Here is a 14,608-nt window from a genome sequence, read left to right as displayed (position 1 = left end):
GCTTCAAATTACGAGTGTTCTTTAATCTCTTAAAGTACAATCTAAGATTCATCTCCTATCAATTTTAAAAATCTATGGTTCCATATATTTTCATAAAAATCAATCGTCTCTTTTGCAGACATAAATGGATTATTCAAAGTAGAGGTTGCTTTCTGTACCATGAAGTTTTCGTATCCCAATCCATGAGCAAATTTAATCGTAGCATCCATACAGTATTCTGTTTGGGCACCGCAAAATTCAATACGATGTACAGCTAATTGGTCTAAAAGATTTTTTAAGTTCGTTTTGTAAAAAGAATTTGCATGTATTTTCCTTACAAAATAATCTTGCTCTTGAACATCTATATTGGCATGAATAGCCCATGGTTCTTCTTCAGGTACTAACTCTTCATCACAGTGTTGAACAAAAATGATTGGTTTATGTAATTCTCTATATAAAGCAATTCTATTATTTACTTTAGTGAGTAAATTTTGTAAATCAAATAAATGATCTCCACTGTAACATACGCCATTTTGTAAATCGATAACAATTAAAACATCTGCACAAGTCTCCATTATTTTTACCTCTTTCATTTTGCAACATGTTAATAATTCTATCATTTGAGGATGTATTATACACTCTTATTTTGTAATAAATTACAAAATAATACAAAATACAAAAAAATTACATTCAGTATACTAGATAACATAAAAAGATGATATGAATACCCAATTTCATATCATCTTTTTAAATAACTATTGTATTTGTTAAAGGACTTTATTATTTGTACACAGATTTATTCCCCTTAATTTTATTACGACTACACGCTTTACACATTTTACATAATTTCGTAGTTTGTACACATTTCCCTTTTTCCTCTACACGCTTTTCTTCACTCAATTTTGACATGTTCCTGCCCCCTTATTTTATGAAAAGAAAAGAGCCAGTTATATTCCGCTCAGCAAATAAGCGGGAATACAACTGGCTCTCGTTTACGAACGCTCTTTACATAGTAAAGTGCAATAAACTCGACAGTTTCATATATGAAAAGACTATTTTATCGTACCTATTTCCTCATACTCCTCCGGCGGTTTTTCGCCGTTTACATAACTTGTATATTGGCGGTACAAGTCCTTTAAGGCGCTAACAATTGCGTTTTGCGCTTTTCCTTGATAGTGATAGGATATTTCTTCGATGATGTCTTCGATACCATCTTGTAAACTATATCCTCTTAAAATTTGCGAAATGAAATCCCGCCCGTGTCCTGTCGCAAGGGTACATGACGATTCGATGATTACATGATATTTGTGATCTGCCTCTATTGTAATTGTTAGTGTTTCATAGACACTGCGCACAGCCATCCCCTTCGGAAGTCTCGCATGTCCTGCCATGAAAAAAGTTCCTTTACGCATGTTCATCCCCCATTATTATGTTGTCATCATACTTGATCTACATATACTGTTTTGATTCTTGTATAAAATTCTGCAGCTGCTTTCCCTTGTTCACGCGGCCCAGCGCTGGAATGCTTCATTCCGCCAAATGGAACTTGCGGCTCAGCTCCTGCTGTTTCTGAGTTAACGTGAACCATTCCAACTTCCATATCATCAATAAATTGCTGGGCAAGGCTTAAGTTATTTGTGCAAATGGATGCGCTCAGCCCATATTCTGTATCATTCGCTAGGTGAATTGCTTCTTTGTAACTCTTCACTTTAAACAAACAAATAACAGGACCGAAAATTTCTTCTTTCGCAATGCGTGCATCGTGAGGTACGTCTTTAAAAATAGTCGGCAGCACATAAAATCCTTGTTGTAACTCCTCTTCTTTTGGTACGCTGCCTCCGCAAAGCAGCGTGGCAGCGTTCTTACCTGCTTCAATCATTGATAAAACGGATTGCTGCTGGTTTTCAGATGCACACGGGCCCATAAATGTATCCTGTTCTAATGGATTGCCAACTTTAAGAGCCTCGCTGCGCTGCACAAGTTGATTGCGAAATTCCTCATAAACTTCCTCTTCCACGATAATTCTACTTGTCGCGGTACATTTTTGTCCTGTTGACATAAATGCTCCTTTGATCGCAATCTCTACTGCCTTGTGAATATCAGCATCCTTTAATACAACGAGTGGGTTTTTCCCGCCCATTTCTAATTGCACTTTTTTTCCGCTTGCAATCGCCGTTTGCTGAATTGTTCTTCCAACGTTATTCGAACCAGTAAAAGATATTGCTTTTATATCCGGATTTTCTGTTAATTCTGTTCCGACTACTGAACCTTTTCCAAAGACACAATTGATAACGCCAGCAGGAATTCCTGCCTCGTGAAACGCATTTACGAGGTGGTATACGGATTTTGGCGTCACTTCTGCAGGCTTGATGACAACAGTATTACCGTAAATAAGTGCCGGCGCCATTTTCCATGTTGGAATGGCAATTGGGAAATTCCACGGCGTAATTAATCCGACCGGGCCAACTGCTACCCGTTTGCTGTAGAGCATCGTGTTCGGATTAGCCGACGGGATGATTTCTCCCACCGGCTGATTCGCTTCTCCTGCATAGTATTCGAGAATGCTAATGGCCCGCTTCGTCTCTCCGATCCCTTCAGCGAGTGTTTTTCCTTCTTCACTCGTCAGGTCATGACCGATTTCTGTCACTCGTTCTTTTAAAATCGCTGCTGCTTTCCATAAATAACTTGCCCGCTCTTGAAACGATAACCTTTGCCAATTATGAAAGGCTTCTTTCGCAGAAGCGATAGCTGCTTGCGTATCTTCGGCTGAGCTTAATGGAAATTCTCCTAATCCTTCTCCATTATGCGGGTTATAGTTTTTTGAATATTGCTGAGTAGATGGCTCTTTCCACTGCCCATTTATATAATTGAAAAACTTCATTCTCCTACCCCCAACTGCTTCTTCTTATTTGGATACCCTAGCAATTGCCGCTTCAAGAATCACGAGTCCTTCTTCAAGCTGTTCATCTGTAATCACAAGCGGCGGTAAGAAACGAAGTACACTGCTGTAAATGCCCGCACTTATTGTAATTAAACCTTTATTGTGTGTTTCCTGCATAATTGCTTTCACTTCTTCTGTTGCCGGCTCTTTCGTATTTCGATCCTTAACAAGTTCCATAGCTGTCATCGCTCCAAGGCCTCTCACATCACCAATTAATTCATATTTATCCTTCCAGCTATTGAACACTTCCATCATACGATCACCGATTACACGGGCACGTTTCACTAAGTTTTCTTCTTCAATAACATCTAAAACAGCTAGAGCTGCCGCGCAAGCAACCGGGCTTCCTGAAAACGTACCGCCAAGTTGTCCTGGACCAGGTGCATCCATTAGTTCCGCTTTTCCTGTCACGGCGCTAAGTGGCATACCGGCAGCAATTGATTTTGAAAATGTCATTAAATCAGGAGCTACCCCAAAATGATCCATCACGAACAAGTTTCCTGTACGAGCAAAGCCAGTTTGAATTTCATCTGCAATCATGATGATTCCATATTTATCACAAAGATCTCTGACTCCTTGTATAAACGCAGCCGATGGGACAATAAACCCACCTTCACCTTGAAGCGGCTCCAAAATAATAGCTGCAATGTTATCACTTGCCACTTCCTCTAACATAAAACGTTCGAAATACGCTAAAATTTGTCCATCCACTTCCTCTGTCGTCATCCCGTCTTCTGCGCGGTAATAGTACGGATAAGGCAGCTTGTACACATCTGGTGCAAACGGACCAAATCCATGTTTATAAGGTCTTACTTTACTAGTAAGAGACATTGTCATTAATGTCCGTCCGTGATAAGCACGCTCAAACGAAACAATCGCGCTGCGCCCCGTCGCTTTTCGAGCAATTTTCACAGCATTTTCAACTGCTTCCGCTCCGCTATTGGCAAACATTGTTTTTTTCTTAAAATCGCCTGGCGTTAATTCATTCAATCTTTCAGCTAACGCAACATAACTTTCATATGGCGCTACATGAAAGCAAGTATGAATAGAAGATTCGACTTGCTCTTGAATTGCTTTTACTACCTTTGGGTGGCAATGCCCAACATTTTGCATCCCAATCCCGCCTGCAAAATCGATTAATTCATTACCATCTATATCCGTAATAATGGCTCCTTTTGCTGATTGAACATATAAATTCGTAATATTATATGGACCCGCAGGCACCGCATTTTTTCTTCTCTCATGTAAAATAGTAGATTTTGTAGTGACAATATTATCTTTTAACATTGGAATACCCCTTTTTCATTTTTTATTTTGCAATTTAGTCCTTCTCTATACCAATCTCTGAACCTTTTAAAATTGGAAATCCTGCCTGATCATCTTTGACAACTGCTGGTCTCTTTCTAACTCTTAGAAAATAGGATGCGATCACCACAGCAGCAGCTAAAATCGTCAAATAAAATTGCATGCGCATATCCGCGATAAATGCTTGCGAAACGAATATCGTAACAATCATCAGAAGCGTTGCGTATGTGAGATAAGGGAATAACCACATTTTCACTTTTAATTTCCCTGGATCTTCCCTTTCTGCTTCTCGTCTCAAACGAATATGAGACACCGCAACAAACATATACATAAGCATCGTAACGCCGCCCGAGCTGTTCGCTAGAAAGGCAAATAGTTTATCAGGAGATATAACCTTCAGCATTGCGCAAATGAATGCGAATACAACACTTGCCACGATCGCCCAAATTGGTGCACCTCTACTGTTTAATTTTGAAAAAATAGGAGGAGCATCTCCCTTTTTCGAAAGCGAAAATAACATGCGCGAACTTGTGTATAACCCTGAATTTAAAACAGACAGCAACGACAGGAACACAACTCCGTTCATAATTTCCGCAGCAGCAGGAACTCCTGCCATCCGGAATAAACTTGCATAAGGAAGCTTCAATAACTCCGCATTATTCCATGGCATAAAAATGACCAAAATCGTGACAGAACCTACGAAGAACAGCATCAGACGCCAAACAACACTATTAATGGCTTTAATGACATTCTTCTCTGGATTTTCCGATTCTCCCGCCGCAATCGCCGCTACTTCACTTCCTGATAATGAGAAAGAAATAAAGACAACACTCAGCAATACAGGTACAATCCCTTTCGGAAAAAAGCCGCCGTTTTCAGCGATCGCCGAAAAACTCGGCCTGTCCACACCAGGAACAAATCCAAAAATCATCGCAATTCCTAACCCTAAAAAGATAAGAATCGCCGCGACCTTAATAAACGCTAACCAATACTCAAACTCACCATATAGCTTTACAGAATAAATATTCGTAATCGTCATCAAAATAATCATGAAAAGACTAGCAATCCACGCTGGTATCGAAGGGAACCAATTATTGACCATCGCCCCTAACAATACCGCTTCAATTGCGATAATAATGACCCAGTTAAACCAATATAACCAGCCAATTGTATACCCCGCCCACGGCCCAATCGCCTTATGAGCATACGTTGCAAAAGAACCGCTGTCAGGATTAACCGCAGCCATCTCCCCTAACATCCGCATCACAAGTACAACCATTAACGCCCCGATAATATAGGACAAAATCGCTGCCGGTCCCGTTGATTGAATAATCGTCCCGCTCCCTACAAATAATCCCGCTCCGATAACCCCACCAATTGAAATCATTGTTATATGCCTGGTTTTCAAGTCTTTTTGCAATTCATTTTTTTCTTTAGCCAAAAAGATCACCAACCTATAAGTATTGATAACGCTTTCCAAAAACCCCATTTATAGAAACATAAAAAGAGCCAGAAAAACAATGTAAAGAATTACACTGAATTTTACTGTCTCTATCCCGATGGCTCGTCTTCCTGCTAAGGAAGTTCAAGTGGAAAGAAGCCAATTATTAACTATTCAATTCAACAGAGCAATATTCGGGCTTGCAGGGAGGCTAATCACTGTCATCCGATAATAAACTAATAATAATACAAATATACTGAATATTCAACATTTATTTTAAATTCAGTTAACTATTTGTAACATAAACCCTTTTGGTTGAATATGTTATCCACACAACCATAAAGGCGGGATAATATGAAACGAGAACAATATCGGCAAATGGAGGAAAAAGATTTGCCACTTGTAGAACCGAAAGCGTATGAAAATGTGAAACAAATTGTTATTGTCGGTATTCCGGCTTTCATTGGATTATCAGTTTACGGCATAGTAGTGACTCTTTTTTAATAACCAATGAATATTTCATCCAATCATGGAACAATATACACATCATATAAGGAAGGAGATGACTCTCTGTTGTATACATACGTCTTATACGATACAAAAGATTCTTTTGGCATCAGCAAATCGTACCACATTAAATGCGAAATACCGCCCCACCGATTTAGAGCAATTATGATGGAGTTTCGCCGTAATCAAGAAATAGGAGAAAACATAAAGGAATTTGTCAACTTCATGGAACGAGAATTTGGTGAATCCTTTGAACTGTTTGAGTATGACGATATTGTACAGTACGATGCCGACAGAATAGCATGATACTGGTGAATCTGCTAGATCAAGCTGATGAACATATTTAAAAGGACTGACCCTTAGGCAGTCCTTTTGTCATGTTGATTAACATTCTCATACCCTATCTCCATCAATCGATAATGAGATATTGATTGTTCTTTCAAATATATCGGCAATTTTTAACATATATCGACCGTTCTTTAGAATATATCGGCGCTTCGACATGGAATAAAGACCTTCCGACAAATTTCGTCATACAAAAAGAGGCTTCCTAGTGTCCATATCCCACTCTACTTTTTTACCCTCATATTCTAGTTCTTACATACACGCAATTTTTTCTTGTCCCTTATGTAGTTCTATATAATATTATATAAATAGGAGGTGAATTGTTTGTATATAACTGACCATATTTCAGAAGATACTTATAAAGATATAATAATAATTGTTACAAAAAAACTTTTGCTCTACAGTGAGATTTTTGTTCATATTTTTTCTGTTTCAGCGTGGCTTTTAGATTTTTAAATTACGTTTTAATAAGCCATGCATGTAAAAGTTCTGGCATTGAGTGCTTCTGATCATTTTCTTCTTCAGAAATCATCCTTAAAGCTTGTTGCAATCTTTTATTTCCAATTAATGATAAAAAGTCCGCGCTAAATTGATTAAACCCTCCAATGGCAGAGGTTCCAATTTTAAAAGACAATTCATTTCTTTGTTCAGTAATATGCATTAATAAATGTTTGAACTCGGATAATGTAAACGAAGCATTATACTGATCACAAAGATAAAATTCTTCATCTTTCGACTGCGAAGAACTAATTCCTTCTTCTATACTGTCTCTATTTAAATCTACTATATAAATAAGAGATTCATTTGACATATAAGGAACTAAACGCTCTAACACCTCTAAAGGATATTTGAACAATCCAAAACATAAGTGAATAAAAATTACATCATACTTTTCCCCTGAAATATCCAATGGTAGACTCTCGATTTCTGTGCATATAAAATCAGCATCTATATTAAGTTGATTTGCAGAATTAATCGCATCTTTTGATGAATCGATACCCATCAATACTGCACGAGGTAATTTTTCGGATAAATATTTTAGTACCTGCCCTTGACCACAACCTATATCTAAGATAGAATCAGGTTTCCTATTAAACGTTACTTCATAAAAAGTAATAAAAGTTTCCACAGATAGGATTCTGACAGTTGAAGTCTCTCTATTGTCGTAATTTGAACTTATTTTTCTTTTCCCTGGGTCAACAAACCAGGACTGGGCTTGAGCTCTTTTTTCTTCAAGCTCTTTTATTCTTTTTTGTATTTGCATACAGTAGACCACCTTTAAAAACTTTACCACTCAGTTTGAGATAAAGTGGGATTTTTCGTTTTGAATGTTTTTTTCCTTACTGGACGGAAAAATTGAATTGCTAAATTATGAGTAATGTGAAAAGCTATAGAAGCTAAAATACCGAAAGCTAGAAATGATAGAACGACAAGAATCGTAAAAAGTGACATATAAGCAATTGATTTAAATCCACCTAACGGTAAATGTAGTATAATAAAACCAATTGAACTAATAAGAATAGATAATGTAAGAGAATCCAATAGGTATAGTAGCAAAAAAGGGAGGCAAAAACGCCAAATTACTTCCTCTGATAAAGCAGCTAATGGAAGAAATACCAATGAATCAATGTTAATTGAGTGCTTTCCATTAAACACAACCACCCTTTTTTTTATTTTCCATATTACCAATGGAAAAAGAGCTCCTAATAAACAAAAAAACAAAATACCATAGATATTATTATCATTTGAAATATCTGAAAAAAGCTCTCGAAAAATGACACTACAGCAAATCAGCGCTGCAGTAATCGTCGTAATATCATAACTTCGTTGGGGTGTAATATATTTAAAGAACTTTCGATGGACAGATGGTTTATCATTCATGATTTTGACTATCATTTTAGAATTAAAGGGACCCAAAAAATGAATTAGGATCCCTAAAGCTGATACAATTAATATCATTCATTTAAATACCAGCAACTAATGTGTAGATTGGCGCATCATCTACGCCATTATAGCCACCGATCATTTCCATTAACTCATCATCGATAAATCCACCGTAAGGTCGGCTGTTAATCTTTTGTGCCGTAGATAACAAAATCATGTTTTGCATTACATGTCCTGCCTCCATAAAAATAAACCGATAAGACCGATGCCCGTACTTAAACCGCGAACGCCAAAAATTTGCAGAAACCACTACAGCAAATGCAAAATCTTGAACAGACTCTTCTTGCAACATGATTTTCATAAATTTTTCTTCCGAATATTCACCTAACTTTACCAAACCTCTTCGATAGGGGTCAAAATGATAAATACCTTTTTCTAAACTATCTACTTTATTAACCACAACAAACAGATCTAGAGGATAGAGCGCGCCACCAGATGGTATTGGACGTCTAGGTCCTTCCGGACGTTCTACCAGCCCATAACTTTTTTGTAAAATAGTGGATAGTTTTTCTAATGAAACACTTCTACCTTTAAAATTTTCCACACTTCTCCGTTCATTAATTGCATCATCTAGTGATACGTTGGTGTTTAACGGAGTTGGTAATGGAATCAATGGTAAGTCATCAAATCTTTTACTTGCATGTCTAGCAATCTTTTGCAAAGTTTCAGATCGACTTAAACCCGCCACTCCGGGTGCATCCCAAGCCATTGAGCTTCGATAGACTTTTGTTGCTTCAAACCAATTTTCAGATGGATCATCAAACTGTAATCTTTCGTTACCATATACAACATCTACCAAGTTGGTGGCGTGTCTTTCAATATTTTCCATATATATCAATCACCTTTCTACTGCTTTTTTAAGGGAATGGATGAGGGATCGGGTTAAGATCTTCTAAATTAAACGGTTTATCAACCAAACCTAGGTTATAAGAATGTTTTAAAATTCGTTCTCCACCTAACATTCTACCTCTGTAAAGAACATCAATTGGCTTATAACCCGGAATAATTGATTTAACTACATATGCTCCAGCATCTTTAATATCAGGGCTAGTTAGATCAAAAGTTGCAACCTTAAATCCCTGTTTTGATAAATGACTCACGAGACTATTCCATAAGACTTCGGGAGAACTATCATCAAATGGCTTATAATCATTAACATCAACTAATTTTTCATTTTCGGTTAGAAAATCTGCTTCTTGAACTAGTTCTGTTCCAGCGTAAAGTTTAATATGATCTTCAAAGCTATTTATGTCTTTATTAAAATCAACATCTACTAAAGCGTTCCCTAATCGTTGCTCCGTTTTCGCCCAAGTTCTCGTATACATACCCTCTATTGCAGCTTTCTCACAAGCTCTTTCAATTGAATGAGCGGAAGCTGCTCCTATTGCAAACGGTGCTAAATCTGTATATGGATTTCTAATTACTGCTAGAATAGAAGGGATACCTGAAAATACTGTCATGTCGATTAAATGCAAATCAAGTGACGTTGGCTTAATATATCTTTCATAAAAACGCTTTAATCTAGGAGAAGAATTGATATCAATTCTCGGTAAACTTAATTTATTGTACCAAGTTAGCATAAATGCATCTCGTTCAACTGTTTCAAATAGTCCCGAAATCGCTGCTTCTTGATAAGTTATACCACAAGCTAATCCATTACTAGTTGCATGGCCAATATTTGAATCCCCTGGCCATTCAGTATAGTTTGCAATATGAGTTAATTGTGCAGGTGCCCAAACTTCTTCATTATTATCAGCATATTGTCCTTGTCGCCACCATAACTCTGTATCTTCATCCCAAACACCATGAGGAAAAGCAGGATCCTCATATTGTTTCTGAGAGTAAAGTTCCCATTTATCAAAACCAATTACCTGTTTACCTTCATTGATTAGTTGCTTTTGAGAACCGAAATGTACTACATTAGAGTTTAACGGTAAATAAGCTGCACTATATCTTTCTACGGTTTCCCCTATAGCAGCCAATCTTGCTGCAGCTGGATTATCAGAGCCTCCACCATTATAAGAATTAGATGGTATTCCAAATAAAATTTCACTATCTGTACCATGAGCTCCATATGAGTGTCCCCATACATCATCTACATCTCTGAGCTTTCTGTATTCCCTCCGGACAATTCCAACATATGGATCTGCCAAACTATCTAACACTTTCCAAGATTTTTCTAACGTTGTCCATTTGTTTACCATGATTATTTATTCACCTCTCCGTGATACCAAACTTGAGGAAAACCTGTATCTGCTGCAGGAGAACATTTGGGACATCTAGGTACTCTATAAACACGATGATTATTAAATGAGATACCTCTATCATCTAAATTAATTGTTGTGAATCCACCAGGTATCGCACTTGAAGCGTAATCCCTTAATGCAACCCATTCTGTAATTAAGTTACTAGCAATTCCATTTTGAACTAAATTAATAGGCTGATTGTAAACAGGTTGCTTGTCCGAATTTACAGGTTTGATTTTCATTAGTTCTGAACGGAATACATCATCAGCAAAATTCGCTGATTTTCTTAAGTTATAGCAATGTAAACAAGCCGACTGATGAGGAATAAAGAATGGACCAACCCATGCCGTCTGACCATCATAAGGTACAACGCTTAACCAAGGAATATGATCTTCTAATGCAATATCATTTACTTCTTCTAAAAGTGGATCTAAATGTGATGTACCGACTGCTATTCTAATGCTTGGCTTCTCATCTGATTCACCTTTAAGTACAACGTTTAATCCAGATTCCCGCAAATTAGCAATTAATGCCTTAGCTACTGCATTATTTTCACGAGCAATGACTTCCACTACACTCGTCTGGATTTTATGTAGAATATCTTCTACTGATACTTGACCGCCAGCTCTTTCATAAGCTAAAAAAGCAATTAAATTAAAGTCAAAGTCAGACTTAACACACATTCCATTGGTAACTAAAAATTCTAAGACATTTTTTAACTGACCACTCTCAACATCAAAATTCTTCTCTAATTCTTCGATTGAAACCCCATTATCTCCAACAAGATATTCCGAGATTCCTTCGATAAACTCAACTACTCCTTCACCATCAATTTTTGTTATTGATTGTGCTTTAAAGCCAATCAGACTGCCCTGTAAATTACCTAACGTAATATGAGGAGCTAATTTGTACCTTGCAGTTTTTTGAGAAATTTGTTCTTGGACAGGCATACTTGTTTCCTCCTTTTAATAACTAAACTAACTTTTTATTTTTAAATAACTGAGCTGCACTGGGTGGATGCCCAATTATTTGTTCAAGTGTTTTTGTAGTAAACTGTAGTCGATTATCTGAAGATTGATCCTGGAACTCAACTAACCATTCCACTAAATCTAAAGGCATTTTATTTTGCATAAGAATATCAATAACTTCTTTTTTACTTTTGCACTGTAAATCAATTTTCATCTCTAAATCTTCTTCAAAGATATCTCTAAGTCTGCTCATACTAATTAACTCAGGACCCGTTAACTCAAAAGCTTTGCCAGCTCGTGCCCTTACATCTTGTTTAGAAATTAAACATGCATGAGCGATATCTTTTGTATTAACCCAATTGACACCTTTAGGGGAGAATGCGGTTAATAATATCCCTGTCGCACCTGCCCATCCCCTATAAAGCTCAATATTTATATCAAGTGGCGAGGTTCTATAAAGAATACTATTTTTATATACTTGTAATAGTTCAGTTTCCAAGGAACCAAGCTCATCATCAACATTATGCCTTCTATTAGATAACAAGATAGTTTCTGCTTCCAAATCGGTAGCATTTGTAAAAAAATCAATGTTATAATTAATTGCTCCACCGAGATCAATAATTTGCATAGGATGATCTTGATGTCCTATCTCAATTTCATCTAAAATTTTTTTTAACGGCTCTCGAATACCAACATAATGAATACTCATATAAAGAAGTACCTCCTTATTTAATACTCCCGATCTACTTCATTCTTTATTTTTAGAATAATGATAACTAACAGCAATAAGGTCCAGGTTATCCAGCCAATCAATCCTTTAAGAGGAAAATCATTATTAATCCCAGTTCCCCACGACACAATTTCCAACGAAGAACGTGATGGGAGCATGTAAGATAAATTATTGAAAAGTTCATTAAAAGTGTCAGGTGGTATAAACAACCCTCCACCAAAAGCCAAAATCAGCATCAATACTTGTACGATAGCTACTGCAGCTTTTGGAACGGAAAAGTAACCAATAGCAATTCCAAGTAGCATAAATGGTATACAAGTCATAACGAGTGAAATGACACCAATAATCAAATTTATCACACCCATACTTGCATCTGTTAAGATAATTGCCATTAGTAACAAAGGTATTACTGAAATCAGAGATAAAACACCAGAAGAAAATAAATAAGATAGAAGTATCGCTCCCTGTCCTACGGGTAAAGATCGTGTATAAGACCCCCATGGTCTTTCTCTTGCTTGAGAGATTTCTACGGCAAAGTGAAACAATGAGTTGACCATTACTCCAAAAATCACAAGTGCAATAACCGATTTAGTAATGGCATCTGAAGAGGCCCCTGCAGATTGTTGAGGTAATACGAAAAACAATAGACCAATAGTAGGGGATATCAGACTCATGACAATACTGATAGGTATGCGAAAGGCTTCTAACAACTGAAACTTGGCATGTAGTGAAGCTAAATATACTATACTTTTCACTGAGTTACCTTCCTTACTTCTTCGGCGCTAGACATAAAATAGTGATCCAAACGATCTTCAAAAACACGTAGATCCTCAAAATGCTCCATCGTCATAACAATCTCCTTAATCAATTCTTCAGAGCTTAAAGTTCTTAAAATGATATATTCACCTTTGATTTTATAAGACTCGACACTTGGTAAATGAATGAAAGCACTTATTTTATCTGTTTTCAACACCACATTTTTTCTTTGAATAGTACTTCTTATTCGGCTTAATTCATCGTCAATATGTATATGACCCTTGTCAATCTTCACAATCCTTTGAGTTAAATTTTCTATGTCTTCTAAGTAATGACTTGTCACGATAATTGTGGTCCCCTTAGAATTTCTGTTTTTGATGACACTCCATAGCAAATCTCGTGTATGAACATCTAAACCTGTTGTAGGTTCATCTAATAAGACGAGTTCTGGATTACCTGAAAAAGCCAAACATGTCGACAACAATCTTTTTTGTCCACCTGATAGCCCTCCCACTTTGTAATTTACTATGTTTGTCAAATGGAACTCCTCAATCAAACTTTTAAATCCCGCTTTGTTAGGATAGTGATTCCGGACGAACTCTATTAATTCTCCTGCCTTAAAAGTATCTGGTAAGCTGATTGACTGCGGTGAAATCCCCAACTTTACTCGTTGAATTGGCTTATTTGGGATATCCCCAAAAAGCTCCACTACACCAGAATTTGGTTTTTTTATTCCCTGTATAATCGACAAGAGAGTTGTTTTTCCAGCTCCGTTAGGCCCGACTAAGCCAATTGACTCCCCCCTTTTAACGGTTAGATTAATACTAGATAAAACTGATTTATCGCCAAAACTCTTACTCAAATTACTTATTTTTACAATTTCGTTGTTTTTTCCCATAAATGTATTAAAACATACAGAAGTTATCTTATCAATATTTATTTTTAGAAAATTATTTTTTTTCAAATATTAGAGATTCAAGAAAACATACCGCTACAGAACAAGGCTTAACTAATCAAGTCTTTATAAAAGCATATTCAGACAATGTGTGGAGGATATGGTGAAAAATGTCATAAAGAATTTAAACGTAAACCATACAAAAGGTTCGTTGATTGTTTAAATTAATAATTATACGTTTCTTAAAACTTTAAAATTTAGATTCAGAGGAATGAATCTCCTAATCAAACATTTTGATTACGCCACAAATTTTTTTCCAAAAAAAGGTTGACATTTTAGGATACTTATTTCAGAATATTTGACATATCGACTAAATATTCTGTCGATAAAATCTACATAGGGGGGAAAATGATGACTAAAATCACAGTACCAACTGCTTTAACTGTTAGCGTACACGGAGAAGGGCAACATCTATTCGAGCCGATGGCTGCTCGTTGTACTTGTACAACAATTATTTCAAGTTCTTCTACATTCTAATCACTAAGAAGTAG

Annotated in this window: 17 protein-coding genes; 3 read left to right on the top strand and 14 right to left on the bottom strand. The window is 36.6% G+C overall.

The genetic code is table 11. The features are described from left to right. Positions 1-41: 41 nt before the first annotated feature. The 6 genes from Q9306_RS17845 to Q9306_RS17820 all read right to left on the bottom strand — a co-directional run bounded on the left by Q9306_RS17845 (position 42) and on the right by Q9306_RS17820 (position 5,714). Complete coding sequence (locus tag Q9306_RS17845) at positions 42-554, bottom strand: cysteine hydrolase family protein (protein WP_306200894.1); 513 nt, start codon at positions 552-554, stop codon at positions 42-44. A 205-nt stretch (positions 555-759) separates the two neighbouring features. Beyond that, positions 760-888: a hypothetical protein gene (locus Q9306_RS17840; RefSeq protein ID WP_306200892.1), complete on the bottom strand. Its 129-nt coding sequence runs from the start codon at positions 886-888 to the stop codon at positions 760-762. A gap of 143 nt (positions 889-1,031) precedes the next feature. After that, positions 1,032-1,391, bottom strand: a complete 360-nt coding sequence (locus tag Q9306_RS17835) for a DUF3870 domain-containing protein (RefSeq protein WP_306200890.1) — start codon at positions 1,389-1,391, stop codon at positions 1,032-1,034. 26 nt (positions 1,392-1,417) lie between these two features. After that, positions 1,418-2,860 carry an aldehyde dehydrogenase family protein gene (locus tag Q9306_RS17830; protein WP_306200888.1) on the bottom strand — a complete coding sequence of 481 codons (1,443 nt, stop codon included), beginning with the start codon at positions 2,858-2,860 and terminating at the stop codon, positions 1,418-1,420. Positions 2,861-2,884: 24 nt separating this feature from the next. Next, on the bottom strand, positions 2,885-4,207 hold the full coding sequence (gene gabT, locus Q9306_RS17825) for a 4-aminobutyrate--2-oxoglutarate transaminase (RefSeq protein ID WP_306200886.1): 1,323 nt from the start codon (positions 4,205-4,207) through the stop codon (positions 2,885-2,887). 34 nt (positions 4,208-4,241) lie between these two features. Then, on the bottom strand, positions 4,242-5,714 hold the full coding sequence (locus Q9306_RS17820; protein WP_371932399.1) for an amino acid permease: 1,473 nt from the start codon (positions 5,712-5,714) through the stop codon (positions 4,242-4,244). Positions 5,715-6,020: 306 nt separating this feature from the next. On the opposite strand from Q9306_RS17820, the gene Q9306_RS17815 reads away from it, so the two are divergent. Beyond that, the gene (locus Q9306_RS17815) at positions 6,021-6,170 is read left to right on the top strand and encodes a hypothetical protein (RefSeq protein ID WP_306200884.1); all 150 of its coding nucleotides are present in this window, start codon (positions 6,021-6,023) and stop codon (positions 6,168-6,170) included. 69 nt (positions 6,171-6,239) lie between these two features. Next, the gene (locus Q9306_RS17810; RefSeq protein WP_306200882.1) at positions 6,240-6,479 is read left to right on the top strand and encodes a calponin homology domain-containing protein; all 240 of its coding nucleotides are present in this window, start codon (positions 6,240-6,242) and stop codon (positions 6,477-6,479) included. Positions 6,480-6,975: 496 nt separating this feature from the next. Here Q9306_RS17810 and Q9306_RS17805 read toward each other — a convergent pair whose 3' ends face one another. The 8 genes from Q9306_RS17805 to Q9306_RS17770 all read right to left on the bottom strand — a co-directional run bounded on the left by Q9306_RS17805 (position 6,976) and on the right by Q9306_RS17770 (position 14,126). After that, positions 6,976-7,782, bottom strand: a complete 807-nt coding sequence (locus Q9306_RS17805; RefSeq protein ID WP_306200880.1) for a class I SAM-dependent methyltransferase — start codon at positions 7,780-7,782, stop codon at positions 6,976-6,978. 23 nt (positions 7,783-7,805) lie between these two features. Then, a complete protein-coding gene (locus Q9306_RS17800; protein ID WP_306200878.1) occupies positions 7,806-8,399 on the bottom strand; it encodes a CPBP family intramembrane glutamic endopeptidase in 594 nt (197 codons plus the stop codon). 82 nt (positions 8,400-8,481) lie between these two features. Further along, positions 8,482-9,291 carry a SagB/ThcOx family dehydrogenase gene (locus Q9306_RS17795; protein WP_306200877.1) on the bottom strand — a complete coding sequence of 270 codons (810 nt, stop codon included), beginning with the start codon at positions 9,289-9,291 and terminating at the stop codon, positions 8,482-8,484. A gap of 28 nt (positions 9,292-9,319) precedes the next feature. Continuing rightward, positions 9,320-10,666 carry a YcaO-like family protein gene (locus Q9306_RS17790; RefSeq protein ID WP_306200875.1) on the bottom strand — a complete coding sequence of 449 codons (1,347 nt, stop codon included), beginning with the start codon at positions 10,664-10,666 and terminating at the stop codon, positions 9,320-9,322. A gap of 2 nt (positions 10,667-10,668) precedes the next feature. Beyond that, positions 10,669-11,658: a TOMM precursor leader peptide-binding protein gene (locus Q9306_RS17785; RefSeq protein ID WP_306200873.1), complete on the bottom strand. Its 990-nt coding sequence runs from the start codon at positions 11,656-11,658 to the stop codon at positions 10,669-10,671. A gap of 22 nt (positions 11,659-11,680) precedes the next feature. Beyond that, positions 11,681-12,385: a Rossmann-fold NAD(P)-binding domain-containing protein gene (locus Q9306_RS17780; RefSeq protein WP_306200871.1), complete on the bottom strand. Its 705-nt coding sequence runs from the start codon at positions 12,383-12,385 to the stop codon at positions 11,681-11,683. Between the two features lie 20 nt (positions 12,386-12,405). Continuing rightward, positions 12,406-13,161, bottom strand: a complete 756-nt coding sequence (locus Q9306_RS17775; protein ID WP_098092582.1) for an ABC transporter permease — start codon at positions 13,159-13,161, stop codon at positions 12,406-12,408. Then, positions 13,158-14,126: an ABC transporter ATP-binding protein gene (locus Q9306_RS17770; protein WP_306200868.1), complete on the bottom strand. Its 969-nt coding sequence runs from the start codon at positions 14,124-14,126 to the stop codon at positions 13,158-13,160. Before Q9306_RS17770 ends, Q9306_RS17775 begins: the two co-directional genes overlap by 4 nt. 342 nt (positions 14,127-14,468) lie before the next feature. Between Q9306_RS17770 and Q9306_RS17765 the strand changes: the two genes are divergently transcribed. Further along, positions 14,469-14,594 (top strand): plantazolicin family TOMM peptide, encoded by a 126-nt coding sequence (locus Q9306_RS17765; RefSeq protein ID WP_306200866.1) that lies wholly within the window; start codon positions 14,469-14,471, stop codon positions 14,592-14,594. The last annotated feature ends 14 nt before the right edge of the window (positions 14,595-14,608 follow it).

The sequence above is a fragment of the Bacillus multifaciens genome, from assembly GCF_030756675.1.
Taxonomy (GTDB): Bacteria; Bacillota; Bacilli; order Bacillales; family Bacillaceae_G; genus Bacillus_A; species Bacillus_A multifaciens.
Note: the sequence above shows the minus strand (reverse complement) of the source record. Positions and strands in the feature narration are given on the sequence as shown.

Excerpts from the sequence above, each read along its gene's own strand:
- Q9306_RS17845 (WP_306200894.1), bottom strand. The coding sequence starts at position 554 with ATGGAGACTTGTGCAGATGTTTTAATTGTTATCGATTTACAAAATGGC.
- Q9306_RS17840 (WP_306200892.1), bottom strand. The coding sequence starts at position 888 with ATGTCAAAATTGAGTGAAGAAAAGCGTGTAGAGGAAAAAGGGAAATGT.
- Q9306_RS17835 (WP_306200890.1), bottom strand. The coding sequence starts at position 1,391 with ATGCGTAAAGGAACTTTTTTCATGGCAGGACATGCGAGACTTCCGAAG.
- Q9306_RS17830 (WP_306200888.1), bottom strand. The coding sequence starts at position 2,860 with ATGAAGTTTTTCAATTATATAAATGGGCAGTGGAAAGAGCCATCTACT.
- gabT (WP_306200886.1), bottom strand. The coding sequence starts at position 4,207 with ATGTTAAAAGATAATATTGTCACTACAAAATCTACTATTTTACATGAG.
- Q9306_RS17820 (WP_371932399.1), bottom strand. The coding sequence starts at position 5,714 with ATGGGGTTTTTGGAAAGCGTTATCAATACTTATAGGTTGGTGATCTTT.
- Q9306_RS17815 (WP_306200884.1), top strand. The coding sequence starts at position 6,021 with ATGAAACGAGAACAATATCGGCAAATGGAGGAAAAAGATTTGCCACTT.
- Q9306_RS17805 (WP_306200880.1), bottom strand. The coding sequence starts at position 7,782 with ATGCAAATACAAAAAAGAATAAAAGAGCTTGAAGAAAAAAGAGCTCAA.
- Q9306_RS17800 (WP_306200878.1), bottom strand. The coding sequence starts at position 8,399 with ATGAATGATAAACCATCTGTCCATCGAAAGTTCTTTAAATATATTACA.
- Q9306_RS17795 (WP_306200877.1), bottom strand. The coding sequence starts at position 9,291 with ATGGAAAATATTGAAAGACACGCCACCAACTTGGTAGATGTTGTATAT.
- Q9306_RS17790 (WP_306200875.1), bottom strand. The coding sequence starts at position 10,666 with ATGGTAAACAAATGGACAACGTTAGAAAAATCTTGGAAAGTGTTAGAT.
- Q9306_RS17785 (WP_306200873.1), bottom strand. The coding sequence starts at position 11,658 with ATGCCTGTCCAAGAACAAATTTCTCAAAAAACTGCAAGGTACAAATTA.
- Q9306_RS17780 (WP_306200871.1), bottom strand. The coding sequence starts at position 12,385 with ATGAGTATTCATTATGTTGGTATTCGAGAGCCGTTAAAAAAAATTTTA.
- Q9306_RS17765 (WP_306200866.1), top strand. The coding sequence starts at position 14,469 with ATGACTAAAATCACAGTACCAACTGCTTTAACTGTTAGCGTACACGGA.